Source organism: Buchnera aphidicola (Periphyllus testudinaceus) (assembly GCF_964059035.1).
GTDB classification, from domain to species: domain Bacteria; phylum Pseudomonadota; class Gammaproteobacteria; order Enterobacterales; family Enterobacteriaceae; genus Buchnera_J; species Buchnera_J aphidicola_BN.
On sequence record NZ_OZ060380.1, the window covers coordinates 400,857 to 427,713 of the forward strand.

Here is a 26,857-nt window from a genome sequence, read left to right on the forward strand (position 1 = left end):
TATTCTTAACTGTTAGTTAAAAAATCTAAATTTTGATTTTCTTGAAAAAATATATAAGCTTTTTTCCAAGATTTTGGTTTAGTAAGATTTTTTCCTTTTTTTTTAATTTTACCTTTCACATTTAATAAATTTACTTTTTTAACTTTTATTTGAAACATTTTTGATACAGATATTTTAATTTCACGTTTTGTAGAATTTTTATGAACTTTAAAAATCATTACATTATTTTTTTCTTTACATTGATTAGATTTTTCAGAAATATGTATAGAACGTATTGTTTTAAATAAAAAGTTTTTATGTATCATAAAAGTTTTTCCTCTATATTTTTTAAAGCTTTTAATGTTATTAAAACATAAGAATGATGTAATAAAATTAGAGGATGAAGAAATTTTAAACTAATTGCTGTTACTTTATATAAATTTCTAGAAGCTAATAAAATATTTTTATCCAAAATTTTTTGTATAATTAAAGCATTTGTTAAATTTAAAATTTTTAATTCCTGTAACAATTTTTTTGTTTTTGGATAATCTATATTAAATTTTTTTAAAACTATTAACTTTTTTTTTTTTATCAATTCAGAAAAAATACACTTTAAAGCGCCTCTATACATTTTTTTATTAATTTTTTTCTTATAACTTTTAGGTTTTGCAGCAAAAGTTACACCACCCGATCTCCAAATAGGACTTCGAATAGATCCAACACGTGCTCTTCCGGTTCCCTTTTGACGCCAAGGTTTTTTTCCAGAACCAGAAACTTCAGCGCGACTTTTTTGAGCTTTTGTTCCTTTTCTTTGAGAAGAGGAATAAGATTTTAATACCTGATGCACTAAAAATTTATTAAATTTACAACCAAAAACAGACTTAGAAATCTTAATAACTTCCTGTGTATCTTTTAATATTAATTCCATTAATATACTCCTTAATTCTTTTTAATAGCAGGTTTAATAATTAAATCTCCACCTAATGCTCCAGGAACAGATCCTTTTATTAAAATATAATTATTTTTTTTATTAATTTTCATAACTAATAAACTTTGTATAGTAATTTTTTTATTTCCTAAATGACCAGCCATTTTTTTGCCTTTAAAAACTCTACCTGGAGTTTGATTTTGCCCGATAGAACCAGGAGCTCGATGAGATAAAGAATTTCCATGAGAAGCATCTTGTGAAGAAAAATTCCAACGTTTAATAGTTCCAGAAAAACCTTTTCCTTTTGAAAATCCAGTTATATCAACTTTTTTAATGTTCTTAAAAAAATCAACATCAATAATTTGACCTACAGAAAATTTGTTCTCTAAAGATACTTTAAATTCCCATAAACCACGACCAGGAACAATGTTATTTTTTTTAAAATGACCTAATTCTGGTTTATTTAAAGAATGTATTTTTTTTATTCCTGTTGTCAACTGAACCATAAAAAATTTTTTAAAAATTTTGTTTTTAATTTGAGTTATTCTATTCTCAGTAATTTCAATAGCAGTTACAGGAGTAGAATGCCCTTCTTTATTAAAAATTCTCGTCATACCAATTTTTTTACCCACTAATCCAAGCACAATTATTTATTAACTCCTTTAAGTTAAATTATTAGCCTAAACTAATTTGAACATCTACACCTGCAGCAAGATCTAATCGCATTAAGGCATCAACTGTTTTTTCAGTAGGCTCAACAATATCTATTAATCTTTTATGTGTACGAATTTCATATTGATCACGTGCATCTTTATTTACATGAGGAGAAATTAAAACAGTAAATTTTTCTTTTCTTGTCGGTAAAGGTATAGGGCCTCTTACTTGAGCGCCTGTTCTTTTTGCAGTATTTACAATTTCTGCAGTAGAATAATCTATTAATTTATGATCAAAAGCTTTTAAACGAATACGAATTCTTTGGTTCTGCATGTTATCAGAACTCCAATTATTAATTATAATAAAAACTAAAAATTACTCTCTATAAATTATTAGAGAGCATTTTAGAATAATTTATTCTAATATTTAATAAAAATATTAGAACGATTTGAATAAATACTAAAATTTTTACTATTTATCTATAAATAATATTATAAAACAAAATTTTTTACAAACTAATACTAAATATTATATTCTAAATATATATATATTATTATTTTTTTTTTATATTTTTTTTTAATAAAAATATAATTAAAAATTGTGAATAATAAAAATTTCAATCAAGAAAAGAAGAATCTTTTCTTGATTATTATAATAAATATTATATTCTTTTTATATATTAATTTAACTAATAACTTTAGAAACGACTCCTGCTCCAACCGTTCTTCCACCTTCTCTAATTGCAAATCTTAAACCATCAGACATCGCTACAGGATGTATTAAAGTTACTGTAATTTTTATATTATCTCCTGGCATAACCATTTCAACATCACTAGGTAACTCAACAAAACCAGTAACATCTGTTGTTCTAAAATAAAATTGAGGTCTATATCCTTTAAAAAAAGGTGTATGTCTTCCTCCTTCTTCTTTAGATAAAACATATACTTCAGATTCAAATTTTATATGAGGTAAAATACTTCCTGGTTTAGACAATACTTGCCCTCTTTCTATATCATCTCTTTTAGTTCCTCTTAATAAAACTCCAATATTTTCTCCAGCTCTACCTTCGTCTAATAATTTTCTAAACATTTCTACACCAGTACAAATAGTTTTTGTAGTAGGTTTTATACCAACTATTTCAACTTCTTCTCCAACTTTTATAATTCCTCTCTCTACTCTTCCAGTAACAACAGTTCCTCTTCCAGAAATAGAAAAAACATCTTCTATAGGCAATAAAAATGGTTCATCTATTGATCTTTTTGGTTCTGGAATATAAGTATCTAATGTATTAGCTAAATCAATTATTTTCTCTTCCCATTTTGAATCTCCTTCTAAAGCTTTTAAAGCGGAACCTCTAATAATTGGAGTATCATCACCTGGAAATTCATATTGAGTTAATAAATCTCTTACTTCCATTTCTACTAATTCTAATAACTCTTCATCATCAACCATGTCGCATTTATTTAAAAATACAACTATATAAGGAACTCCTACTTGTCTTCCAAGTAAAATATGTTCTCTAGTTTGAGGCATTGGACCATCAGTAGCAGCAACAACTAATATTGCTCCATCCATTTGAGCTGCTCCAGTAATCATATTTTTAATATAGTCTGCATGACCTGGACAATCAACATGAGCATAATGTCTATTTTTTGTATCATATTCAACATGCGAAGTGTTAATTGTAATTCCTCGAGCTTTTTCTTCTGGAGCGTTATCTATTTGATCAAAAGCACGAGCAGATCCGCCATAAGTTTTTGATAAAACAGTAGTAATAGCTGCTGTTAAAGTAGTTTTTCCATGATCTACATGACCTATTGTTCCAACGTTAATATGAACTTTTGAACGTTTAAATTTTTCTTTTGACATAATTTAACCTTGTAATAAAAATTAAAATTTTATATTTTTCAAAAAATTACTTATTTTTTTTTTCAATAATATCTTTAGAAATGTTATAAGGAGTTTCTGAATATTTTAAAAATTCCATTGAATACGATGCACGACCTTGAGTTTGAGAACGTAAATCTGTAGCATATCCAAACATTTCTGATAAAGGTACTAATGCTTTAATTAATTTTCTATAATCTTTATCAATCATACTTTCAATAATTCCCCGACGACGATTTAAATCACCGATAACATCTCCCATATACTCTTCAGGAGTCTCTACTTCAACAATCATCATTGGTTCTAATAAAATTGGTTTAGCTTGTTTAAATCCATTCTTAAAAGCAATAGAAGCTGCTAATTTAAATGCAATTTCTGAAGAATCTACATCATGATAAGATCCATCATGTAATCTAATTCCAACATCTAAAACTGGATAACCTGCTAATGGACCAAATTTTAACTGCTCTTGTATTCCTTTATTTACTGCTGGTATATATTCTCCTGGAATAACACCTCCTTTAATATTATTAATAAATTCATATCCTTCTTTAGATCCTGGTTCTAAAGGAAAAATATCTATTACAACATGCCCATATTGACCTCTTCCTCCAGATTGCTTAATATACTTTCCCTCTATATTTTTTACTTCTGCTCCAATAGTTTCTCTATATGCTACTTGAGGTTTTCCAATATTTGCATCAACACTAAATTCTCTTTTCATGCGATCAATAATAATTTCTAAATGTAATTCTCCCATTCCTGCAATAATTGTTTGATTAGATTCTTGATCTGTCCATACTTTAAAAGATGGATCTTCTTTTGCTAATCTATTTAATGCTGTTCCCATTTTCTCTTGATCAACTTTTGTTTTAGGTTCTACAGCAATTGAAATAACAGGTTCTGGAAATTCCATTTTTTCTAAAATTATAGGGTGTTCTTTATCACATAAAGTATCTCCTGTAACTACATCTTTTAAACCAATTGCAGCAGCTATATCTCCTGCATATACTTCTTTTATTTCTTCTCTTTTATTAGCATGCATTTGAACAATTCTTCCTAAACGCTCACGTTTACATTTTATAGAATTTAAAATCGTATCACCTGAACGTATCATACCTGAATATACTCTAAAAAATGTTAAATTTCCAACATAAGGATCAGTAGAAATTTTAAAAGCTAATGCAGAAAAAGGTTCTGTATCTTTAGATTTTCTTGTAATCACGCAATTTTTTTTAATATTTGAAATACCTTTTACGCAATTTACATCTATAGGAGATGGTAAATAATCAACAATAGCATCTAATAAAGCTTGAACTCCTTTATTTTTAAAAGCAGAACCACAAGTAACTAAAACAACTTCATTTTTTAAAGATTTTTCTCTTAACACTAATTTAATTTCATCTTCAGTAAAAGGCTCTTCATTAAAATACTTTTCCATAAATTTTTCATCTGAATCTGCCACTAATTCAATTATTTTTTGATTCCATTTTTTAGATTCTTTTAATAAATGAGAAGGAATTTTTTTATAAATAAAAGAAATTCCTTGATCTTCTTCTTTCCAATGTATTGCTTTCATTTTAATTAAATCTATAATTCCAACAAAATTTTCTTCTGATCCTATAGATAACTGAATTGGAATAGGATTTGCTCCTAATCTAACTTTAATTTGATTGACTACTTCTAAAAAATTTGCTCCTAATCTATCCATTTTATTTATAAAAGCAATTCTTGGAACATTATATTTATTAGCCTGTCTCCAAACCGTTTCAGATTGAGGTTGAACTCCTCCAACAGCACAATACACCATAACAACACCATCTAATACTCTCATAGATCTTTCTACTTCTATTGTAAAATCTACATGACCAGGAGTATCTATAATATTTATTCTATGAGAAGAAAACTGATTTGCCATACCAGACCAAAATGTTGTAGTTGCTGCAGAAGTAATAGTGATTCCTCTTTCTTGTTCCTGCTCCATCCAATCCATAGTTGCAGCTCCATCATGAACTTCTCCTATTTTATGATTTACTCCTGTATAAAATAAAATTCTTTCAGTTGTAGTTGTTTTACCAGCATCTATATGTGCACTAATTCCAATATTTCTATAGTTTTCAATCGATGTAAAACGCAACTTAATTTTCCTTATTTTTAAATTACCATCTATAATGAGCAAAAGCTTTATTAACTTCTGCTGTTTTATGTACTTCTTCTTTTTTCTTTACAGCATTTCCTTTATTTGATAAAGCATCATAAAGTTCATTAAATAATCTAATAGACATAGATTTATCTGTGCGTTTTCTAGCAGATTCTATAATCCATCTCATAGCTAATGTATTTCTTCGTACTGGTCGAACTTCTATAGGAACTTGATATGTAGATCCTCCAACTCTTCTAGATTTAACCTCTACAACAGGACGAACTTTTTCAAGTGCGCTTTCAAAAGAATCTAATGAATTTTTTCCTGTTTTTTTCGATAATTCTTTTAAAGCACTATAAACTATAACTTCGGAAATAGATTTTTTTCCATCAACCATTAATATATTAATAAATTTACTTAAAAGTTCAGAAGAAAATTTTGGATCCGGCAATATTTTTCTTGAACCAATTACTTTACGACGTGGCATAATTTTTTTCCTCGAAAAAATTTTTATAAAAATTTAATAAAAATTAAGTTTTTTTCTTTTTAACTCCATATTTAGAACGACCATTTTGTCTATCTTTTACTCCTGAACAATCTAAAGCCCCTCTAACAATATGATATCTTACTCCTGGTAAATCTTTTACTCTACCTCCACGAATTAAAATTACAGAATGTTCTTGTAAATTATGACCTTCTCCTCCTATATAAGCTGTTACTTCTAATCCATTTGTCAATCTAACCCGACAAACCTTTCTAAGAGCTGAATTTGGTTTTTTAGGCGTAGTGGTATAAACCCTTAAACATACTCCTCTTTTTTGTGGGCATTTTCCTAAAGCTGGAACATTACTTTTTAAATTTTTTTTTAATCTATTTTTACGAACTAATTGATTAATAGTTACCATAATTTATATCCCTTTCTATGAATATATTAATTTTTTTTTAAATATATCTTTATGAAAATTATTTTATTAATTACCAAACAACTTGTTGTTTATGATATTCTGTTAAATAAACAAAATATTTATAATTTATAGGAATAAAAAACTTAGATACTTTTGAAAATAAAATACCACGAGCTTTTAAATCATTTAACAAAACATAATTTTTTTTTTTTTTAAGAAATTTATTTTTTAAAAAAATATTTTTTTTTACCGAAATTAATACTCCATCTTGTAAAGCAAGAAAATCATCTTTTTTTGTAAAAATATTTTTTAATAAAATTAAATTACTTTTAAATGGAGATTGCATCAATGTATGTAACATAAATTATCATCCTTAAAAATTTAATATATGATCAAAATTTGATAATTTTTTAAATAAAATATCTGTTTCTAAAATCTTTACAGTAAATGAAAAATTATAAATATTAAATAAACCTCTACTTTGTAAAGAAATTTGATCACAATAAAATTTTTTTACACCTAAAATTTTTAACATTTTAAATTTTTTTGTATAATCAAATATCTTAATATATTTAGGATTTTTATACTTTAATATTTGAAATACTCCATCACCAATAAAAAAAATCTCTATTTTTTTAGTACAAGATGTTAAAGAAAGAGCGCAATCTAAACCATCTTGACCTAAAATATTTCCATATGGTGAATGAGAAAAAATAATAGCAATAGTTTTCATAATAAAAAATAATAAATTTTTTTAAACAATTAAAATTGTATTACGCGATCAGATTTTTGAATATCTCTAGATAATTTCTCTAAACTGGAAATTTTAAAAAAAATATCTAAATTTCCTTCTAAAATTTTTTGATTGCATGTTTCTTTTACACCAATAATACCACGTCTTAACGCTGCACTAAAACAAACATTTAATCTAACTTTATTTTTTAAACTAAAAATTCTCCATTTTTTTCTTATATCATATTCATGAACATCAGGAGATAAAAATTTATTAGCATTTAAAACACCATTACTAATAAAAAAAACGCTTTTTATAAAATGTGAATTTTTTAAAATTAAAGCACGAGAAAACAAAAGAGCGCTTATAGAATTTTCTTTTCCATATGCTGAGCTTTTTACAATAATAGTATAAATCAAAAAAAAATCTCCTAATAAATATGTTATATATTTAATATAAAATTTTATATATTTAAAAAAAAATGTTTTTTTAAATTTAAAAATCTAATTTAAAAAAAATTCTTTATAAAAATATTTATATAAAAACTTTTAATAAAATTAAATTTTGTATATTTTATATATAAATATCTATAAAAAATATACTAATCTTAAAAATAAAAATAAACATTCAAATTAACGAAATTATTTTAAAAAACTATGATATATAAAAATCGTATTAAATTAACTTGCATTAGTTTTCTCTCATATGCCTTAATGGGTGCATTAATAACTGTTACTGGATTAGTCATACAAAATATTTCTTCTCAATTTAAAATTCCTATTTCAGAAGCAAGCACGGTTTTTAATTTTTTAAATCTTGGAATTTTAATATCAATATTCTGTAGTTCGTGGTTTCTTGAATTATTTCCACTAAAACAACAATTTGATTACGGATTAATTATAACTACTTTGGCAATTATTTTATCAATTTTATCTAAAAATTTAATAATTTTTTCTATTAGTATATTATTTTTTGGATTAGTTAGTGGTATGGTTTTATCAATAGGCACATTTTTAATAACAAATTTATATCATGGACAAGAAAGAGCTAAAAAAATGCTATTAACTGATTCATTTTTTAGCATATCAGGAATAATTTTTCCAATTATTAACATCTTTTTCATCGCTCATAATATTCCATGGAACTATATATATTGTTTAATTGGTTGCATTTATTTCATAATTTTTATTTTTTCAAAACTTATGATTTTGCCTGAATTTATGAAAAATGAAATGCAAGCATATCATATAAATAATCAATCAAATAAATTAAATGTAAATATATTTCTTTTATATATTGCAGCTTTAATATATATTTTAGGACAATTAGGATTTTTATCTTGGATTCCTGAATATTCTGCAAAATATCTTTATATAAATATGAAACAATCCAGTAAAATAATTAGTAGTTTTTGGTTTAGTTATATGATTGGAATGTGGTTCTTTAGTTATTTTCTTAAATTTTATAATTTTAAAAAAATTATTATTTTTTTATCTGGAATCTCTACTTTAATTATGTTTTGTTTTATTCAAAATACAAACTATCCACTAGCATTATTTTTAATTTCTTTATTAGGATTTTTTTCTAGTCCTATTTATGGAATAATAATTACTCTTGCTTCTATTCAAACTATAAAACCTTCTCCAAAAATTATTAATTTTACTCTTCTTTTTGGAACTATTGGAACCTTACTAACATTCCTTGTAACTTCCCCAATCGTAAAATTTCAAGGAGTTAAATCAGCACTTATTGCTTCTAATATTTTTTATTTTCTAATTTTTTTAATATTTATTTTATTTAAATATAAAAAAATAAAAGAATAAAAAATTTTTAAAGATATTTTTATATATTTTAATAAATACTTATTAAAATATATAAAGATAAAAAAATTACAACTTTTCTAAAAAACCTAAACTATCATATACACTATTTAAAGTTTTTTTAGCTATCTTTGAAGCTTTTTTTGCTCCTTTAAAAGATATATTTTTTAAAAATTCTTCATCTTTTCTATAAATAAAAAACTTTTTTTGAATTTTTATAATATGCTTATTTAAAATATTAAATACTTCTTTTTTTAAATATATATAAGATTTTCCTAAAAAATACTCTTCTAATTTACATATAGATTTTCCACTTAAAGTTGAAAGAATTACTAATAAATTTGAAATTCCTGGTTTATTTATTGTATCAAAAATAATTTTAGAAGGAGAATCAGAATCTGTAATAGAAGATTGAATTTTTTTAAAAATTTCTTTTGGATTTTCTAATAAAAATATTACATTTTTTTTATTAAAATCAGATTTTGACATTTTTTTATTTGGTTCAATTAAAGACATAATTTTAGAACCAAAATTGTGTATTAATACATTAGGAATTTTAAATACTTTTTTGTAAAAAGAATTAAATCGTATAGCTATATTTCTAGTTAATTCAATATGTTGTTTTTGATCTTTTCCTACATGAACTAGATCTGTTTGATACAACAAAATATCAGAAGCCATTAAAGTAGGATAATTCAATAATCCTGCATTAATTTTTTTAGTAACATTTGTTAATTTATTTTTAAATTGAGTCATTCTTAACAATTCTTTATAATACGTACTACAATTTAATATCCAATTTAATTCAGAATGTTCATGCACCGATGATTGTATAAAAATAATACTTTTATGTGGATCTACTCCGCATGCTAAATACAATGCTAAAGTATCTAAAATAGATTTTCTTTTATATAAATTATCTTCTTTATTAAGAGACGTTAAAGAATGCAAATCTGCTACACAAAAAATACATTTATATTTTTTTTGCATTTCTTTCCAATGTCTTAAAACACTAATATAATTCCCTATAGTTAAATGACCCGAAGGTTGAATGGCACTAAATACTGTTAATTTTTTTTTATTCATTATTTTAAGATCTCAAAATTTTTTAAAATATAAAATTATACAACTAAATTCTTAAAATCAATTATAGAATTTTTTATTTTATGAATAACAGATTTATAACTTGAATTACGAAATATATACGATCCAATAACAAAAATATTCACACCTAATTTTAATAAAGGATAAATATGACAAAATTTTATACCTCCATCAACAGAAATAGAAATATTTCGATTACTTCTCAATATTTTTTTCTTTACTGCTTGAACTTTTTTATAAGTATTAGATATAAATTTTTGATTCGAAAACCCAGGGTCTACAGACATTATTAATATAATATCTAATTTATCTATAATATCATCAAGAAAATCAATTGATATAGCTGGATTAATAGCTACACCTACTTTACATCCATTTTCTTTAATAAGATCTAGTGTTCTATTAAGATGATAAGTAGATTCTGGATGAATAGTTATTATACTTGCTCCTGATTTCGCAAATAAAGGAATTAAACTATCTACTGGTTTTGCCATAATATGTACATCAATTGGCGAAGAAATATTATAATCTCTAATAGATTTTAAAACCATAGGTCCAAAAGTTAAATTCGGAACATAATGATTATCCATAACATCAAAATGAATCATATCAGCGCCAAATTTTAAAACATTTTTTATTTCTTTTCCTAAAATACAAAAATTTGCCGATAAAATAGAAGGAGACAAAAGAACTTTATTCATATCTTTTAACAACCAATTAAAATATAATTAATCATAAAAAATTTAAAAACTACTTAAATTTTATTTTTTAAAGAATTTGTTACTGCAGAAAAAATTATTTTTTCAGTAACATTATCATATATTTTTACAACGCCTATTTTATAAGGCAAAATTAAACGTATATTTCCAAAAATATTTTTTTTATCTTTCTTCATATAAAAAATATATTTTTTTAAAGGCATATCATATGGAGGAATCACAGGTAAATTAAATTTCTTTAATAAAGAAATAATTCTATTAATATTTTTATTATTCAAAAATCCAAAAATTTCTGAAGTTCTTGAAGCAATAACCATTCCAATCGATACAGCTTCTCCATGTAATATATTTTTATAACCAAGATATGATTCAATAGCATGACCATAAGTATGACCAAAATTTAACAATGCTCGACAACCATGTTCTTTTTCATCTATAGAAATAACTTTTGCTTTTAATTGACAGCATCTTTTAATACAATAAAATAAACATTTTTTATTTAATTTTATTAAATTAAGAAAATTATTTTCTAACCATAAAAAAAATTTTTTATCAAAAATAATCGAATATTTTACAACTTCAGAAAAACCAGAAAATAATTCTTTTTTTGGTAAAGTAGATAAAAATAATAAATCAATAATAACATTTTTAGGTTGAAAAAAAGTTCCAATCATATTTTTTCCTAAAATATGATTTACTCCAGTTTTTCCACCAACAGAAGCATCTACTTGTGAAAGTAAAGTAGTAGGAATTTGTATAAATTCTATACCTCTTTGATAAATAGAAGCAACAAATCCTGTAATATCACCGATTACTCCACCTCCAAAAGCAATTAAAACTGTATCTCTTCCACAATTTTTTTTTAAAAGTTCTGTAATAATATAATTTACTTCTTTTAAAGATTTAAAACGTTCACCATCAGGTATAGAAATAATTTCAATATAAATTTTATGTATTTTAAAAATTTTTATTATTTTTTTTACCCAAATATTTAATAAAGTTGAATTCGTTATTAAAATATATCGTTTATTTTTTTTAAAATAAGAAAATATATCATTATTATTAAAAATATCTATACCAATAATAATTGGATAACTTTTTTCTTGAAGAGGAATAATAAATTTTTTTAACATAGTTTTTCACTTAAAAGTTTGTTTTATTAAATAAATCATTATAAATTTAATGATTTAATTATATTTTTAACAATAGTCTGAGCGCTATAATTATCTGCATTAATAATAATATCAGAAATATTTTTATAAAAATGATTACGTTCATTTTTTAATTTTTTTAAAGTATATTCTAAAGAATTTTTAGTATGTAATAATGGCCTATTTTTATCTTTTCTTGTACGAATTAATTGTTTTTGAATTGTTATTTTTAAATAAATAACTATTCCATATGAAGTTAAACATCTTCTATTCTCACTAGAAATCACAGAACCACCTCCAGTAGCTAAAACAATTCCTTTTTTATGAGTTAACTCATAAATAATTCTAGATTCTCTTTTTCTAAAACCTTTTTCTCCCTCTACATCAAAAACCCAATTAATATCTGCTCCAGTTCTTTTTTCAATTTCTTCATCAGAATCATAAAATTTCATTTTAAGTTGTTTTGCTAAATTTCTTCCTACTGTACTTTTTCCTGCTCCCATCGGACCTACTAAAAATAAATTTTTTTTCATATTAATTTTTCTATAAAAATAGATAAGTGAATAATAATTTGTTATTTTAAATTTATTATAAAAAATAAGAAAATTGTTAAAAAATAAAAATAAATTTTATGAAAAATAATTTTAAAAAATTAAAAATATTTAAAAAATATTTATATTCTTTAATAAGAATAATTTACAAAAACCAAAAATTAAGTTTATTTTTTATAAAAAACTTGACGTTTTTATTTTTTTTATTAAAATAATAATAATAAAATTGTAAAAAAATGGTGAAATGTCCGAGTGGCTTAAGGAGCACGCCTGGAAAGCGTGTATACGGAAACGTATCAAGGGTTCGAATCCCTTTTTCACCAAATATAATAAAAAAATATTAAAAACAATATAATTATTATTTTATTTTATATCAATTATTTAATAGACAATTCTAAAGCTAAAATAATAGAATCATTAAGAGTATTTTCTCGATCTTTAAAAGAAATACTTTTTTTGCTAAAAATACAATCAGAAACTGTACAAATTGATACTGTTTGAAAATTTAATTCAGATGATAAACTGTATAAACCAGATGTTTCCATATCTATTGCAAGAATTCCAAAATTTTTTATTAAATTATAAAAAGAATCACTCTTTCCATAAAAAGAATCAGTAGAAAAAATGTTTCCAATATGAATTTTAAAATTATATTTTTTTGCAATATTATAAGTATTTTTCAACATATTAAAAGTAGCAGTAGATGAAAAATCATAATTTTTAAAACGTAATCGATTCATAGAAGAATCAGTTGATGCTCCTATAGCAACTACGATATCTCGCATTTTAATATTTTTACTAATTTTTCCACACGTCCCTAAACGAATAATTTTTTTAACATTATAATTAAAAAATAACTCTCGTATATAAATAGATAAAGAAGGTATTCCCATTCCATGACTCATTAAAGAAACTTTTTTATTTTTATAAAATCCAGTATAACCCAACATTAATCGAACATTATTAATCTTAATAGAATTTTTTAAAAAATTTTTAGCTATATATTTTATTCTTAATGGATCTCCTGATATTATCACTACTTCTGAAAAATCAGAAATTTTAGAATTCATGTGCGGAGTAATCATATTTTAAACGCCCTATATTAAAACTTATAATAAAATTAAAATATTTTTTTTTTAAAATTTAATATCATTTTTTTACCAAAATCCATTTTAGACATTTTGAAATATTTTGCAATAGTTTGAGAAATATCAGAAAAAGTTTTTCGATGTCCTAAATATCTTGGTTTAATAAATTTGTTATATAATAAAATAGGAACATTTTCTCTTGTATGATCTGTTCCTTTCCAAGTTGGATCACAACCATGATCTGCAGTAATAATTAATAAATCATTTTGAGTAAGAAAAGTCATAAATTTTAATAATTCTTTATCAAATAATTCTAATTCATTTATATATCCATTTACATCTCTTCTATGACCCCACATAGAATCAAAATCAACAAAATTTATAAAAAAAAACACATTTTTTTTTTGTTTTTTTTTAAGACTTAAAACTTCTCTTTTTAAAGATTTAAAAATATCTTTAATAGAATATACAAGAATTTTTTTAGAAATCCCTAATCCTGAAAAAATATCAGAAATTTTTCCTATAGATATAACTAAACCATTTTTTTCTTTTAAAAATTTTTCCATAATAGTAATACTATTTGGTTTTAAAGAATAATCTTTTCTATTTCGAGTACGAAAAAAATTTTTATCTGTTCCTAAAAATGGACGCGCAATTACTCTACACACATTATATTTACTTTGATTTAAAATTATTCTAATTTCTTGACACAAAGAATATAATTCTTTTAAACCAAAATAATGTTCATGACAAGCTACCTGAAAAACAGAATCAGATGAAGTATAAAGTATAGGATATTTAGTTTGAATATGTTGTTTACCATATAAATTTAAAATATCAGTTCCTGAAGAATGAATATTTCCAAGAAAATTTAATATACCTGTTTTTTGAGATATTTTTTTTAAAATATTTTTTGGAAAACTATTTTTTAAATTTTTAAAATATTTCCACTTATGAAATACAGGAGATCCAGAAATTTCCCAATGCCCAGAACATGTATCTTTACTAGTAGAAATTTCACTAGCATAAGCATAACTTCCTATAATTTTTTGATTTTTTTCAAAACCTTTAAGAAAATTTCCACAAGATTTTTTTGTTGCTTTTGCTAAACCCAAAGATGTTAACAATGGAATTTGTAATTTTTTATTAAAAAAATTTAATTTTTTTCTTTTATTATAACAATATTTTGCTATATTTCCTAAAGTATTTGACCCTTCATCATTAAATTTATATGAATCTTTTGAAGAACCTATACCTAATGAATCTAAAACTAACAAAAATACTATTTTCATAAAATTTCTCATTTTTATATAAAAATTTTTTTATTATTTAAAAACATATAAATTTTTTCGTAATTTATTTATAAAATATAAATAAATTACGTTTATTAAAAATAAAAAAATATTAAAATATTTAAATTTGTTTTATTTTTGAAAAAATTATATTTTTATATTTTGAAATAATTATATTTAATTTAAAAATACTAGTAGAAAAATAAACTATTTCATTATTATTATCATATGCTAAAGAAGAAAAATTTTCTTTTTTAAATTTTTCTAAAAATTTTTTATTATTAGAAGAAATCCATCGAATACAAGATATATTTGTTTTTTTATAATTTGCTAATACTTTATACTCAAAATTTAATCTTTCTAAAACAACATCAAATTGTAATCTACCAATAACTCCTAAAATTAAAGAATTATTTAAAAAAGGTTTAAATAAATAAACAACTCCTTCTTCTGATAATTGATTTAATCCACGTAATAATTTTTTTTGCTTAAACGAATCTTTTAAATAAACTAATCGAAATAATTCAGGAGAAAATTTTGGAATTTCAGAAAAACTAATATTTTCTCCTTCTGTATATGTATCTCCTATTTTAATATTTCCTTTACTATATATTCCTATAATATCTCCAGGATAAGCGTTATCTATTAAAAATCTCTTACCAGCAATAAAATTTACAGCATTATTAATAATACTTTTAGTTTTAGTTCTTACATGATAAAATTTCATTCCTTTTTTATACTTTCCTGAAACAATTCTAATAAAAGCAATTCTATCATGATGTTTTAAATTCATATTTGCTTGTATTTTAAATACAAATCCAGAAAAGGTTTTCTCTATTGATTTTATTTTTCTTGTTAAACTATATCTATATTTTGGATAAGGAGCCCAATCTACTAAACTTTTTAGAACATGATCAATTCCAAAATTACTTAATGCGCTTCCAAAAAAAATAGGTGTTTCTATTCCTTTTAAAAAATTTTTTTTATTAAATTTAGTATAATAAGATTTAATTAAATCTAATTCTTCTTTAAGATTAAAAATTTCATTTTTTTTAAAATATTTGTTTAAAGTTTTATTTTTTAAATAAAAAATAAATTCTGTTAATTTATTATTTTCTTTTAAAGTATTTTTTATATATAAAGATACTTTTTTTTTATCTATACTAATAACTCCTTTGAAATTTCTTCCACTCCCAATAGGCCAATTTATAGGTATACAAATAATTTTTAACTTATTTTCAATATCATCTAAAATCTTAAAAAAATCATGAGAATCTCGATCTAATTTATTTATAAAAGTAATAATTGGAATTTTTCTTAAACGAGCTACTTTCATTAACTTTATTGTTCTTTTTTCTACACTCTTAGATGCGTCTATAACCATTATACAACAATCTACAGCAGTTAAAACACGATATGTATCCTCTGAAAAATCTTCATGACCAGGAGTATCTAATAGATTTAAATGATGTTTTAAATAAACAAATTTAATAATGGATGTAGTTACCGAAATACCTCTTTTTTTTTCAATTTCCATCCAATCTGATTTAGCATATTTTTTAGATTTTCTAGATTTTATTGTTCCAGCTTCATGAATAACTTTTCCTAATAATAAAAACTTTTCTGTAATAGTAGTTTTACCTGAATCCGGATGAGAAATAATAGCAAAAGTTCTTCTTTTTTTTATTTTTAAAATACTATTTTGATTTAAAATTTTTTTATTCATCAAATAAAATTTTTCTCTTTAAAATGGATGTAAAATTATTTAAAATATTAATTTTTAAAAATATTATATATATTTAAAATATATAATATATATAATTTTTAAAAACTAAATTTATTTAAAAATAAAAACATTAAAATTTAAATTTATTGATAAGATACTTTTTTAATAATTTATTATAATATAATATTATTTATTTTAAATTGAGTTTCTAATGAAAAAAAATATTTATATTGCATATACCGGAGGAACTATAGGTATGAAAAAATCTAATATTGGTTATATTCCGGTTTCTGGATTTCTTCAAAAACAACTAAAAAAAATGCCAGAATTTCATAAAAAAGAAATGCCAAAATTTACTATTAATGAATATAATCCATTAATTGATTCATCAAATATGACTCCGAAAGATTGGAAAAAAATTGCAAACGACATTAAAAAAAATTATAAAAAATATGATGGATTTATTATATTACATGGAACAGATACAATGTCTTATACTGCATCTGCATTATCATTTATTTTAGAAAATTTAAATAAACCAGTAATAATTACAGGATCTCAAATACCATTATATGAAATTCGATCTGATGGCCGACAAAATTTATTAAATTCTTTATTAATCGCTTCTAATTTTCCTATACATGAAGTAACATTATTTTTTAATAATAAATTATATAGAGGAAATAGAACCACAAAAACTCATGCAGACGGATTAAATGCTTTTTCTTCTCCAAATTTACCTCCTTTATTAAAAATAGGAGTAAAAATAAAATATTCAAAAAAAAATATAATATTAAAAAAAAATAAAAAACTAATTGTTCATAATATAAAACATCAACCAATTAGTATAATTACTATATATCCTGGAATATCAAAACAAATAATGAAAAATTTTTTTTTAAAACCAGTAAAAGGCCTTATTTTATGTTCTTATGGAAAAGGAAATGCTCCTCAAAATAAAGAGTTCTTAGATGAAATAAATAAAGCAAATAAAAAAAAAATAATTATTATTAATTTAACACAATGTATTTCAGGAAAAGTAAATATGAAAAACTATGCTACTGGAAATACTTTATCTAATTCTGGAGTAATAAGTGGAAAAGATCTTACAATAGAAGCAACTCTCACAAAACTTCATTTTTTATTTAGTCAAAAAATTCCAATAAATTTAATAAAAAAAAAAATTCAAGAAAATTTAAGAGGCGAAATAACTAATTAAAATACTAATTTTAAAATTTTTTATTATAAATTTTTTTTAAAAAATATTCTAAATTAAAAGTTATTTTTTAAAAATATATTAAAAAATATTAATAATAAGAAAAAGAATTAGGTTTATGTAAAGTAACATCAATGACTTTAGAAATTTGAGGAAAATTATTTAATAAACGTTTTTCAACCATATTTTTTAAAGTAGAATTAACCATAGAGCACCCATTACAACCTCCTTGAAATTCAATCATTATTTCTTTTTTTTTATTTATTTCTTTTAAAAATAACTTTCCGCCATGCGATAAAAGAAATGGATTAATATTAATTTCTATAAAAAATAAAATTTTATTTTCTAAATCAGATCTTTTCTTTTTAAAAGACCTAATATATGGCGAATGCAACATTAATTCAAAATTTAAATTATTTTTTACTAATTTAATTTTAGATTTTTTCAAAAAAGGAATATCTTCTTTTTTAATATATACATTAAAATTATTAAATTTAAATTTTTTATCCATACTCGTAATATTTTTAAAATATATATATTCAATTCCACAAGAAGCTTTTTCTGTTCCTGGATTATTGACAAAAATTTTTATATGTGTATTCATTTTTTTTTTAGATAATAATCGTGAAATATATTCTTGAGCATTTATAGAAATTTTAATCATTTTTTTTATTTAAATAAATTATATGTATTAATTAATAAATTAATTTTATATGAAAAAATTATTTAAATATATAATTAATTAATATAAATTTAAAAAAAAATTTATTATTATAATAAAAAACCATTTATTTTAATAAAAAATTTTTATTAATAAATAAAAAAAATGATCATAAAAAAAAAAATAACTTTAATATTTATACATGGTTTAGGATTTAATAAAAAAATATGGTATTTTTTTAAAAAAAAATTTGAAAAAAAATTTTTAATCAATACATTAAATCTTCATACACCATATAAAAAAAATAATTTTAATATAGAACTTAAAAAATTTATTAAAAATAAAATATCTCAAATACCTAAAAATTCTATATTAATAGGATGGTCTATTGGAGGAATTATAGCAACTTTAATAAGTTTAAAAGAAAAAAATAAAATTTTATTATTGATTACAATTGCATCTTCTCCATGTTTTAAAAAAAAAAAAAATTGGCCTGGAATAAATAATTATCAAATTGATCAAATGAAAAAAAAATTATTATATAATTATAAAAATTCTATAAAAAATTTTATAAATTTTCAAAAAAATAATGAAAATGAAAAAAAAATTAAAATTCTTTATGAAAAATTAATACATATGAAAAAAATTAATAATTCTTCATTAGAATTTAATATTAAAATATTAAAAAAAATAGATTTAAGAAATATGTTAAAAAAAATTAAAATACCAATTATTCGAATATATGGAAGTTTAGATAACATAGTTCCAATAAAAATATCTAAAATTTTAGATAATCTTTTAAAAAAAAAATCTTATATTATAAAAAAATCAAATCATGCTCCATTTATTTCTCATTTAGAAAATTGTTATAAAATAATTATAAAATGCATTAAAAAAAATGTTCCAAAAAACTTATAAAAAAATATTATAAAACTTTCAATTTATTTAGATAATAAAAAAATAAAATCTAATAAAAAGAAAGTTTATAAAAATTATATATTTTAAAAAAAAATAAATAAATTAAAAAGGAATTTCATCTTCAAAATCTATATTCGATTCATCAAGTAATGATTTTTTATTAACATTTTTAAATGAATTTGAATGTTTATTTTTTTTTAAATGTGTATTTTTTAAAGAATTTTTTTTATTATTTTCAACTGAAGAACTAGAATTTAATCGATTACCTAACATTTGCATAGAACCATTAATATTTACAACAATTTCTGTAGTATATCTATCTAAATTATTTTGATCAGTCCATTTTCTAGTTTTTAATGAACCTTCTATATATACTTGTGATCCTTTTCTTAAATAATCTCCTGCAATTTCAGCTAATTTTCCAAATAATACTACTTTATGCCATTCTGTTTTTTCTTTCATTTCTCCTGTATTCTTATCTTTCCAATTTTCAGAAGTAGCAATATTAATATTTGCTACTGCTGCTCCATTAGTCATATATCTAATATCTGGATCTTGTCCAAGATACCCTATTAAAATAACTTTATTTACTCCTCGATTAGCCATATTTTTTCTCTAAAATATATAAAAACTATTTTAATAGTACTATATTTAAAACATAAATGCTTTATAATTAAAAACAAAATAACTTTTTATACAATAAAAATTTTAAAAAACTTATGAAAAAAAAAATTTTTTGCGTTGCTCCTATGTTTAAATATACAGATAGACATTGTAGATACTTTCATAGATTATTAACAAAAAATGCATTTTTATATACTGAAATGATTTCCACTCAAAATATCCTAAATAAAAAATTTAAATTATTTAAAAATAAAGATAAAAAAAAAAAAGTTTCTTTACAAATTATTGGAAATAATCCAGAAAATTTAGCAAAATGCGCACACATAGCATATAAAAAAAAATATAACGAAATTAATATAAATATCGGTTGCCCATCACCTTATATGACAAAAAATAATTTAGGAGTTTCTTTAATGAAACACACTAAAATTATTACTCAAGCATTAAATAAAATTTATAATTCTTCACCTATTCCAATTAGTATTAAAACAAGAACAGGATTTAATAATAATAATACATATAATTTTTTAAAAGATTTCATTCATGAAACATCACATAATAAATTATGCAAAATTTTTATTATTCATGCAAGAAACGCTATTCTAAATAAAAATTTTAGTACAAAAAAAAATAGAACAATACCTTCACTAAAATATAAATATGTATATAAATTAAAAAAAGATTTTCCTCACTTAAAATTTATTATCAATGGAGGAATAAATACAATTTTAGAAATAAAAAAACATTTTAAAAAAGTTGATGGAGTTATGATGGGAAGAGGAATTTATAAAAATCCATTTCTTTTAAATAAAATTGATTTTAAAATATTTCATGAAAAAAAAAAAAAAAGAAAAGAAATAATTAAAAAAATGTCAATATATATTGAAAAAGAAATACAAAAAAAAACATCAATAAAATCAATAATTCGTCATATGAACGGAATATTTTATAATAAAAAAGGATCGAAAAAATGGAAAAATAAACTAAATAATATAAATAAAAAAAATAAAATAATAAATATAAAAAAACATTTCAAAAAAATATATTTCTCATGCAAAAATTAATTTTTCTTAAAAAATATCTATAGAGACAAAATTTCATGTATATAAAAAATCAAAAAAAATATTTATTTAATAATAAAAAAATTCCTCCTTATTCGATAGAAGCAGAAAAATCAGTATTAGGTGGATTAATGTTAAATAATGAAAAATGGGATGAAATTTTAGAATTAATAACAAATAAAGATTTCTTTAATCCTTCACATAAAATTATATTTAACGAAATGAAAAATTTAATAAATAAAGGAAAACCAATAGATTTAATAACATTATCAGAATCATTAAAGAAAAAAAAGAAATTAAAAAAAATTGGAGAATTTTCTTATTTAGCTGAATTATCTAAAAATACTTTTAGTATCTCAAACATTTTAGAATATTCTAAAATAATTAGAGAACATTCAATAATGAGAAAACTAATTATTACTGCAAATAAAATTGAAAATTTAGGATATTTTCCAAATGGAAAAAATAGTTCAGAAATATTAAATTATGCAGAATCTATAATATTTAAAATGTCTGAAAAAAAAAGAAAAAATCAAGATGGTCCTAAAAACATTGAAGAAATTTTAAATACTACTGTTTCTCAACTAGAAAAACTATTAAAAAACCCAAATAAAAAAATTACAGGAATAGACACAGGATATAAAGATTTAAATAAAAAAACTTTTGGATTACAAAAATCAGATTTAATAATAATAGCTTCTCGACCATCTATGGGGAAAACTACTTTTGCAATGAATTTATGTGAAAATGCATCTATGATTTATAAAAAACCAATTTTAATTTTTAGTTTAGAAATGCCTAGTGAACAAATAATGATAAAAATGCTATCTTCATTATCAAGAGTTGACCAAACAAATATACGTACAGGTCAAATTAGTGATAAAGAATGGTCAAGAATATCTAGTACAATACAAATTTTAATAAAAAAAAAAAATATATATATTGATGATTCTTCTAACTTAACTCCAAATGAAATTAAATCAAGAGCTCGTCGTATATATAGAGAAAATAATGGTATTAGTTTAATAATGATAGATTATTTACAATTAATGAACGTTCCATCTTTTTCTGAAAATAGAACTTTAGAAATAGCTGAAATATCAAAAAACTTAAAATCACTTGCTAAAGAACTAAAAGTACCTATTATTGCTTTATCTCAATTAAATAGATCCTTAGAACAAAGATCAGATAAAAGACCTCTGAATTCTGATTTAAGAGAATCTGGATCAATAGAACAAGATGCAGATTTAATTATGTTTATATATAGAGATGAAGTATATAATCAAGATACTACTCTAAAAGGAATAGCTGAAGTAATTATTGGTAAACAAAGAAATGGACCGATAGGAAAAATAAATTTAACTTTTAACGGAAATTTTTCTAGATTTGATAATTATGCTGACAACTTATATGATGATTATAGTTCAAAATAAACATTTAAAATTTTTATAAAATTAAAATTTTAATATTAATTCAATTAATTTTTTTATTACGTATTTATTATGTAATAAAATCCATATAAAAAATTTATGAAAATAAAAAATTTTAGAAATCATTTATTAATATCTATGCCCAATATAAATAATACAATATTTTTTAAAACAGTAATATATATATATCAAAACGACAAATTTGGAACAAAAGGAATAATTATAAATAAAAAAATAAAAAATCTAAAACTAAAAAAAATTTTTGAACAAATAAAAATAAATAAAAAAAATAAAAATTTTTTTAAAAAAAATAAAAAACCAATACTATTTGGAGGGCCTTTAGAAAAAAATAAAGGATTTATAATTCACAAATTTAAAAAAAATTTTTTATCAAATATATACTCTTCACCATCAATTTCTATTACATTTTCAAAAGACATTTTAAAATATTTAATTAAAAAAAAAAAATATAAAAAAACTTTAATTTCTTTAGGTTATTGTTCATGGGAAAAAAATCAATTAGAATATGAAATATTAAATAATTATTGGCTATTAACAACTTCTAATAATGAAATTTTATTTCATACTTCTCTAAAAAAAAAATGGAAAAAATCACTAAAAAAAATAGGAATTACAAATCCCTATAGATTAAATATAGAAACTGGAAATATATAAAATGATAGTTCTATCTTTTGATTTTGGAACAAAAAAAATCGGTATAGCAATAGGTGAATGCATTACTTATTCTACTCGAATCTTAAAAACAATTTCTAATAAAAAAAACTATATTACAGACATAAAAGAAATTATAAATTATTGGAAACCAAAAAAAATAATTGTTGGTTTTCCATTAAATGTTTATGGAAAAAAACAAAAAATCACTAAAAAAGTAGAAAAATTTTCATCTAAATTACTTAAAAAATTTAAAATTCCTATTATATTGCACGATGAAAGATTTACTACTATTGAAGCAAAAAATTTATTATTTACAAAAGGAGGAAAAAAAGAACTAACAAAAAATAAAATTAATTCTACTTCTGCTCAAATTATTTTAAAAAGTTGGTTTTACGAAAAATTTAATGAAAAATATAAAAAATAAAATAAAAAAAAAATATTAAAAATACTTATAAAAAAAAATAAAAATTAAAAATTTTTATTTAAAAAAATAATTTTATATAAAAAAATTTCTTTACAAAAAAAATATTTAAATAAAACCTTCAAAAATTAATTATTTTATAAAAATAAAATTATTAAAAGAGAAAATACATGAAATTGCCAAAATTAAGTTTATATATTCATATTCCTTGGTGTTTAAAAAAATGTCCATATTGTGATTTTTATTCACAATCTATAAAAAAAAGAATACCAGAAAAAAAATATATAAAAAATCTTATATTAGACTTAGAAAAAGATCTTAAATTTGCTCAATCTCGAAAAATATATTCGATTTTTATTGGAGGAGGAACGCCTAATCTAATACAACCAAAATATATTAAAATTTTAATAAAAGAAATTAAAAAAAGAACAATTTTTTCTAAAAACATAGAAATAACACTTGAATCTAATCCAGAATCTATAAATAAAAATTTTTTTTTTAAATATAAATTAGCAGGAATTAATAGAATATCTTTAGGAATTCAAAGCTTTAATGAAAAAATTTTAAAAAATATTCAACGAAAATACTCATATGAAAATTTAATAAAAAAAATAAAAATTATTAAAAAAATTAATTTTAAAAATATTAATTTCGATCTAATGTATGGACTCCCAAATCAAAAATTAAAACATATTAAATTTGATATTAATACAGCTATTTCTTTAAAACCATCACATATATCTTGGTATCAATTATGTATAGAAAAAAATACTCCATTTTACAAAAATACACCAATTTTACCTAAAGAAAATAAAATAAACATAATGCAAAAAAATGGAAAAAAAATTCTCAAAAAAAATAAATTTTATCAATATGAAATATCTTCTTATTCAAAAAAAAATAATCAATGTAAACATAACATAAATTACTGGAAATATGGAGACTATATAGGAATAGGATGCGGTTCTCATGGAAAAATTACATTATCAAATAAAAAAATAATAAGAACATATAAAAATAAAAACATATATGAATTTTTAAATGGAAAACATATAAAAAAAATTTCTTTTATAAATAAAGAAGATAGACTATTAGAATTTTTTATGAACAATTTTAGATTAAACAAACCTTGTTCAAGAAAAAACTTTAAAAATTTTACAGGAATTAATGAAAAATATATAAAAAAAGAAATATCGAAAGCTATTCAAAAAAAATATATTATTCAAAAAAAAAAATACTGGAAAACAACTAAATTAGGAAAATTATTTTTAAACAATTTATTAGAAATATTTATTAAAAAATAAATAGAAATATATATAAAAAATAAAAAATTAAAATATTTTTTTATAAATTAAATTATAAATCATTTTTTTTTTTATATTTGCTTTATTTAAAAATCGTGTATAAAATGTATTTTTATTAAAAAAATAAAAATTCATAATTTTTGACTCATCTTTAAATTGATCTAATTTATTAAATATTTTTTGTATACTTTGAAAATAAGAAAAAGAATCAGTTAAAATATGAAAAAAACCATTTAAAATTAAATTTTTAGAAATTTTTTTAATAATTTTTTTTTGTATTATTCTTCTTTTATGATGTTTTCTTTTTGGCCACGGATCTGGAAAAAATATATTAATTCTGTTAAAAAAAATATTTTTAATATTATATTCAAAAAAATTTATTGCATTTCCATAAAATATTTTTACATTATTTAAATTTAAAGAATAAATATTATTTAAACAAAAACATATTCCAGGAATATATACTTCAATTCCTAAAAAATTTAAATTCTTATACTTTTTAGCACAATTTACTAAAGATTCTCCAAATCCAAATCCAATTTCTAGAATTATAGGACTTTTATTATTAAAATATTCATCAAGATTTAATTTATTTTTATGTAAATTTATTCCAATAAGAGGCCAATAAGAATCTATTATATTAAATTTGTTTTTAGTTAATTTTCTATATCTTAATCTAAAAGTTTTTACATTAATATTTTTTTTAATCATTATAATTATTTTATATTTTTTATTTAAATTATTATATTTTAAAAATGAAAAAAAAACTATATTTAAAAAAAAAATAAAAAATAATAAATTATAATTTATAAATATATAAGAAAAAATTATGATCTATAAATTTAATTTTTCTAGAACAATAATAAATTGGTTTCATAAACACGGAAGAAAAAATTTACCATGGCAAATTAAAAAAAATATATTTAAAACTTGGATTTCTGAAATTATGTTACAACAAACTCAAGTTAAAACTGTTATTCCTTATTTTAAAAAATTTATAAAAAAATTTCCTAATATAAAAAAATTATCTAATAGTTCTTTAGATGAAATACTTTTTTTATGGAGCGGATTAGGTTTTTATAATCGTGCCAAAAACATTTATAAAACATCTCAAATAATAAAAAAAAAATATAATAACATTATTCCAGACAATTTTTATCATTTATTAAAATTTCCAGGAATTGGAAAATCTACTGCTGGAGCTATTTTATCTTTAACTTTTAATTATTTTTTTCCAATACTTGATGGAAATGTAAAAAGAATTTTAAAAAGATTCTATAATATAAAAAAAAAATATCAATTAGAACAAAAACTATGGAAAAAAATAAATTTTTTAACACCAATCCATAATTCTCAAAAATTTAATCAATCAATGATGGATTTAGGAAAAATCGTTTGTAAAATTCATCAACCAATATGTAAAATTTGTCCTTTAAAAAAAAAATGTCTTACATATATAAAAAAAATTGATATTAAAAAAAATAAAAAATCTAAAATAAAAAAAATAAAAAAATGTTGGTTTATAATATTAAAATACAAAAATTTATTTTATTTAAAAAAACAAAAATATACTATTTGGAATAATTTATATTATTTTCCTATGTTTTATAAAAAAAAAAAAATGCTTAAATGGATAAAAAAAAAAAAAATTAACTTTAAAAATAAAAAAAAATTAAAAAAATTTTTACATCATTTTAGTCATTATTCGTTACTAATAAAAGTAATTATAATAAAAATAAAAAAAATAAAAAAAATAAAAAATAATAAAATTTGGTTTAATTTTAATAATCCTAAAAAAATAGGAATACCAATAATTGTTAAAAAAATATTTTTTAAAATATATAAAAAAAATAAAATCTAAGAAAAA

Annotated in this window: 30 protein-coding genes and 1 tRNA gene; 10 read left to right on the forward strand and 21 right to left on the reverse strand. The window is 20.8% G+C overall.

From position 1 onward, the window contains the following. Window positions 1-5 precede the first annotated feature (5 nt). The 11 genes from rplW to tusD form a co-directional block, all read right to left on the reverse strand. On the reverse strand, window positions 6-305 hold the full coding sequence (rplW, locus tag AB4W45_RS01930) for a 50S ribosomal protein L23 (protein ID WP_367671165.1): 300 nt from the start codon (window positions 303-305) through the stop codon (window positions 6-8). Beyond that, window positions 302-907: a 50S ribosomal protein L4 gene (gene rplD, locus AB4W45_RS01935; RefSeq protein ID WP_367671166.1), complete on the reverse strand. Its 606-nt coding sequence runs from the start codon at window positions 905-907 to the stop codon at window positions 302-304. The genes rplW and rplD overlap by 4 nt, the downstream gene beginning before the upstream one ends. Window positions 908-918: 11 nt before the next feature. After that, on the reverse strand, window positions 919-1,551 hold the full coding sequence (rplC, locus tag AB4W45_RS01940; protein WP_367671167.1) for a 50S ribosomal protein L3: 633 nt from the start codon (window positions 1,549-1,551) through the stop codon (window positions 919-921). 31 nt (window positions 1,552-1,582) lie between these two features. Next, window positions 1,583-1,894, reverse strand: a complete 312-nt coding sequence (gene rpsJ, locus AB4W45_RS01945) for a 30S ribosomal protein S10 (protein WP_367671168.1) — start codon at window positions 1,892-1,894, stop codon at window positions 1,583-1,585. Between the two features lie 351 nt (window positions 1,895-2,245). Then, complete coding sequence (gene tuf, locus AB4W45_RS01950) at window positions 2,246-3,430, reverse strand: elongation factor Tu (RefSeq protein WP_367671169.1); 1,185 nt, start codon at window positions 3,428-3,430, stop codon at window positions 2,246-2,248. 46 nt (window positions 3,431-3,476) lie between these two features. Continuing rightward, window positions 3,477-5,585 (reverse strand): elongation factor G, encoded by a 2,109-nt coding sequence (gene fusA, locus AB4W45_RS01955; RefSeq protein ID WP_367671170.1) that lies wholly within the window; start codon window positions 5,583-5,585, stop codon window positions 3,477-3,479. A gap of 22 nt (window positions 5,586-5,607) precedes the next feature. Then, window positions 5,608-6,078, reverse strand: a complete 471-nt coding sequence (gene rpsG / locus AB4W45_RS01960) for a 30S ribosomal protein S7 (protein WP_367671171.1) — start codon at window positions 6,076-6,078, stop codon at window positions 5,608-5,610. Window positions 6,079-6,121: 43 nt separating this feature from the next. Then, a complete protein-coding gene (rpsL, locus tag AB4W45_RS01965) occupies window positions 6,122-6,496 on the reverse strand; it encodes a 30S ribosomal protein S12 (protein WP_367671172.1) in 375 nt (124 codons plus the stop codon). 70 nt (window positions 6,497-6,566) lie between these two features. After that, window positions 6,567-6,857 (reverse strand): sulfurtransferase complex subunit TusB, encoded by a 291-nt coding sequence (tusB, locus tag AB4W45_RS01970; RefSeq protein ID WP_367671173.1) that lies wholly within the window; start codon window positions 6,855-6,857, stop codon window positions 6,567-6,569. A gap of 12 nt (window positions 6,858-6,869) precedes the next feature. After that, window positions 6,870-7,229: a sulfurtransferase complex subunit TusC gene (gene tusC, locus AB4W45_RS01975; RefSeq protein ID WP_367671174.1), complete on the reverse strand. Its 360-nt coding sequence runs from the start codon at window positions 7,227-7,229 to the stop codon at window positions 6,870-6,872. A 29-nt stretch (window positions 7,230-7,258) separates the two neighbouring features. Next, on the reverse strand, window positions 7,259-7,648 hold the full coding sequence (gene tusD, locus AB4W45_RS01980) for a sulfurtransferase complex subunit TusD (RefSeq protein ID WP_367671175.1): 390 nt from the start codon (window positions 7,646-7,648) through the stop codon (window positions 7,259-7,261). Between the two features lie 237 nt (window positions 7,649-7,885). Here tusD and tsgA point away from each other — a divergent pair, with 237 nt between their 5' ends. After that, entirely contained in the window at window positions 7,886-9,052 is a 1,167-nt protein-coding gene (tsgA, locus tag AB4W45_RS01985; protein WP_367671176.1) for an MFS transporter TsgA, read from the forward strand. A 66-nt stretch (window positions 9,053-9,118) separates the two neighbouring features. On the opposite strand, the gene trpS is transcribed toward tsgA, so the two are convergent. From trpS to aroK, 4 genes are read right to left on the reverse strand one after another with little or no spacing between them, the layout of a single operon-like run. Next, window positions 9,119-10,135 carry a tryptophan--tRNA ligase gene (trpS, locus tag AB4W45_RS01990; protein WP_367671177.1) on the reverse strand — a complete coding sequence of 339 codons (1,017 nt, stop codon included), beginning with the start codon at window positions 10,133-10,135 and terminating at the stop codon, window positions 9,119-9,121. Between the two features lie 35 nt (window positions 10,136-10,170). After that, window positions 10,171-10,854 (reverse strand): ribulose-phosphate 3-epimerase, encoded by a 684-nt coding sequence (gene rpe / locus AB4W45_RS01995; protein ID WP_367671178.1) that lies wholly within the window; start codon window positions 10,852-10,854, stop codon window positions 10,171-10,173. 53 nt (window positions 10,855-10,907) lie between these two features. Beyond that, the gene (gene aroB / locus AB4W45_RS02000; RefSeq protein ID WP_367671179.1) at window positions 10,908-12,005 is read right to left on the reverse strand and encodes a 3-dehydroquinate synthase; all 1,098 of its coding nucleotides are present in this window, start codon (window positions 12,003-12,005) and stop codon (window positions 10,908-10,910) included. Window positions 12,006-12,043: 38 nt separating this feature from the next. Further along, window positions 12,044-12,562: a shikimate kinase AroK gene (aroK, locus tag AB4W45_RS02005; RefSeq protein WP_367671522.1), complete on the reverse strand. Its 519-nt coding sequence runs from the start codon at window positions 12,560-12,562 to the stop codon at window positions 12,044-12,046. A 250-nt stretch (window positions 12,563-12,812) separates the two neighbouring features. Here aroK and AB4W45_RS02010 point away from each other — a divergent pair. Beyond that, window positions 12,813-12,897: transfer RNA gene (locus tag AB4W45_RS02010), tRNA-Ser, on the forward strand. A 54-nt stretch (window positions 12,898-12,951) separates the two neighbouring features. Here AB4W45_RS02010 and deoD read toward each other — a convergent pair. The 3 genes from deoD to AB4W45_RS02025 form a co-directional block, all read right to left on the reverse strand. Beyond that, window positions 12,952-13,659 (reverse strand): purine-nucleoside phosphorylase, encoded by a 708-nt coding sequence (gene deoD / locus AB4W45_RS02015; protein WP_367671180.1) that lies wholly within the window; start codon window positions 13,657-13,659, stop codon window positions 12,952-12,954. Window positions 13,660-13,694: 35 nt separating this feature from the next. Then, window positions 13,695-14,954 carry a phosphopentomutase gene (locus tag AB4W45_RS02020; protein ID WP_367671181.1) on the reverse strand — a complete coding sequence of 420 codons (1,260 nt, stop codon included), beginning with the start codon at window positions 14,952-14,954 and terminating at the stop codon, window positions 13,695-13,697. A gap of 121 nt (window positions 14,955-15,075) precedes the next feature. Beyond that, window positions 15,076-16,680, reverse strand: coding sequence for a peptide chain release factor 3 (locus AB4W45_RS02025; RefSeq protein WP_367671182.1), 1,605 nt, complete (start codon window positions 16,678-16,680; stop codon window positions 15,076-15,078). 211 nt (window positions 16,681-16,891) lie between these two features. Here AB4W45_RS02025 and ansA point away from each other — a divergent pair, with 211 nt between their 5' ends. After that, on the forward strand, window positions 16,892-17,899 hold the full coding sequence (gene ansA, locus AB4W45_RS02030; protein WP_367671183.1) for an asparaginase: 1,008 nt from the start codon (window positions 16,892-16,894) through the stop codon (window positions 17,897-17,899). A gap of 88 nt (window positions 17,900-17,987) precedes the next feature. On the opposite strand, the gene AB4W45_RS02035 is transcribed toward ansA, so the two are convergent. Beyond that, the gene (locus AB4W45_RS02035; protein WP_367671184.1) at window positions 17,988-18,560 is read right to left on the reverse strand and encodes a NifU family protein; all 573 of its coding nucleotides are present in this window, start codon (window positions 18,558-18,560) and stop codon (window positions 17,988-17,990) included. Between the two features lie 162 nt (window positions 18,561-18,722). Here AB4W45_RS02035 and AB4W45_RS02040 point away from each other — a divergent pair, with 162 nt between their 5' ends. Then, window positions 18,723-19,475, forward strand: coding sequence for an alpha/beta fold hydrolase (locus tag AB4W45_RS02040; RefSeq protein WP_367671185.1), 753 nt, complete (start codon window positions 18,723-18,725; stop codon window positions 19,473-19,475). Window positions 19,476-19,577: 102 nt separating this feature from the next. On the opposite strand, the gene ssb is transcribed toward AB4W45_RS02040, so the two are convergent. Then, window positions 19,578-20,081 carry a single-stranded DNA-binding protein gene (gene ssb / locus AB4W45_RS02045; protein WP_367671186.1) on the reverse strand — a complete coding sequence of 168 codons (504 nt, stop codon included), beginning with the start codon at window positions 20,079-20,081 and terminating at the stop codon, window positions 19,578-19,580. A gap of 113 nt (window positions 20,082-20,194) precedes the next feature. On the opposite strand from ssb, the gene dusA reads away from it, so the two are divergent. The 5 genes from dusA (at window position 20,195) to hemW (ending at window position 24,990) form a co-directional block, all read left to right on the forward strand. Continuing rightward, on the forward strand, window positions 20,195-21,163 hold the full coding sequence (dusA, locus tag AB4W45_RS02050) for a tRNA dihydrouridine(20/20a) synthase DusA (RefSeq protein ID WP_367671188.1): 969 nt from the start codon (window positions 20,195-20,197) through the stop codon (window positions 21,161-21,163). Window positions 21,164-21,198: 35 nt separating this feature from the next. After that, window positions 21,199-22,593: a replicative DNA helicase gene (dnaB, locus tag AB4W45_RS02055; protein ID WP_367671189.1), complete on the forward strand. Its 1,395-nt coding sequence runs from the start codon at window positions 21,199-21,201 to the stop codon at window positions 22,591-22,593. A 96-nt stretch (window positions 22,594-22,689) separates the two neighbouring features. After that, window positions 22,690-23,265 (forward strand): YqgE/AlgH family protein, encoded by a 576-nt coding sequence (locus AB4W45_RS02060; protein WP_367671191.1) that lies wholly within the window; start codon window positions 22,690-22,692, stop codon window positions 23,263-23,265. Window position 23,266: 1 nt separating this feature from the next. Further along, window positions 23,267-23,689 (forward strand): Holliday junction resolvase RuvX, encoded by a 423-nt coding sequence (gene ruvX / locus AB4W45_RS02065; RefSeq protein WP_367671192.1) that lies wholly within the window; start codon window positions 23,267-23,269, stop codon window positions 23,687-23,689. A gap of 167 nt (window positions 23,690-23,856) precedes the next feature. Continuing rightward, entirely contained in the window at window positions 23,857-24,990 is a 1,134-nt protein-coding gene (hemW, locus tag AB4W45_RS02070) for a radical SAM family heme chaperone HemW (RefSeq protein WP_367671193.1), read from the forward strand. 27 nt (window positions 24,991-25,017) lie between these two features. Here the strand turns inward: hemW and trmB are convergent, their stop codons facing one another. Beyond that, entirely contained in the window at window positions 25,018-25,701 is a 684-nt protein-coding gene (trmB, locus tag AB4W45_RS02075) for a tRNA (guanosine(46)-N7)-methyltransferase TrmB (RefSeq protein WP_367671195.1), read from the reverse strand. Between the two features lie 121 nt (window positions 25,702-25,822). On the opposite strand from trmB, the gene mutY reads away from it, so the two are divergent. Then, window positions 25,823-26,851, forward strand: a complete 1,029-nt coding sequence (mutY, locus tag AB4W45_RS02080; protein WP_367671523.1) for an A/G-specific adenine glycosylase — start codon at window positions 25,823-25,825, stop codon at window positions 26,849-26,851. Window positions 26,852-26,857 lie beyond the last annotated feature (6 nt).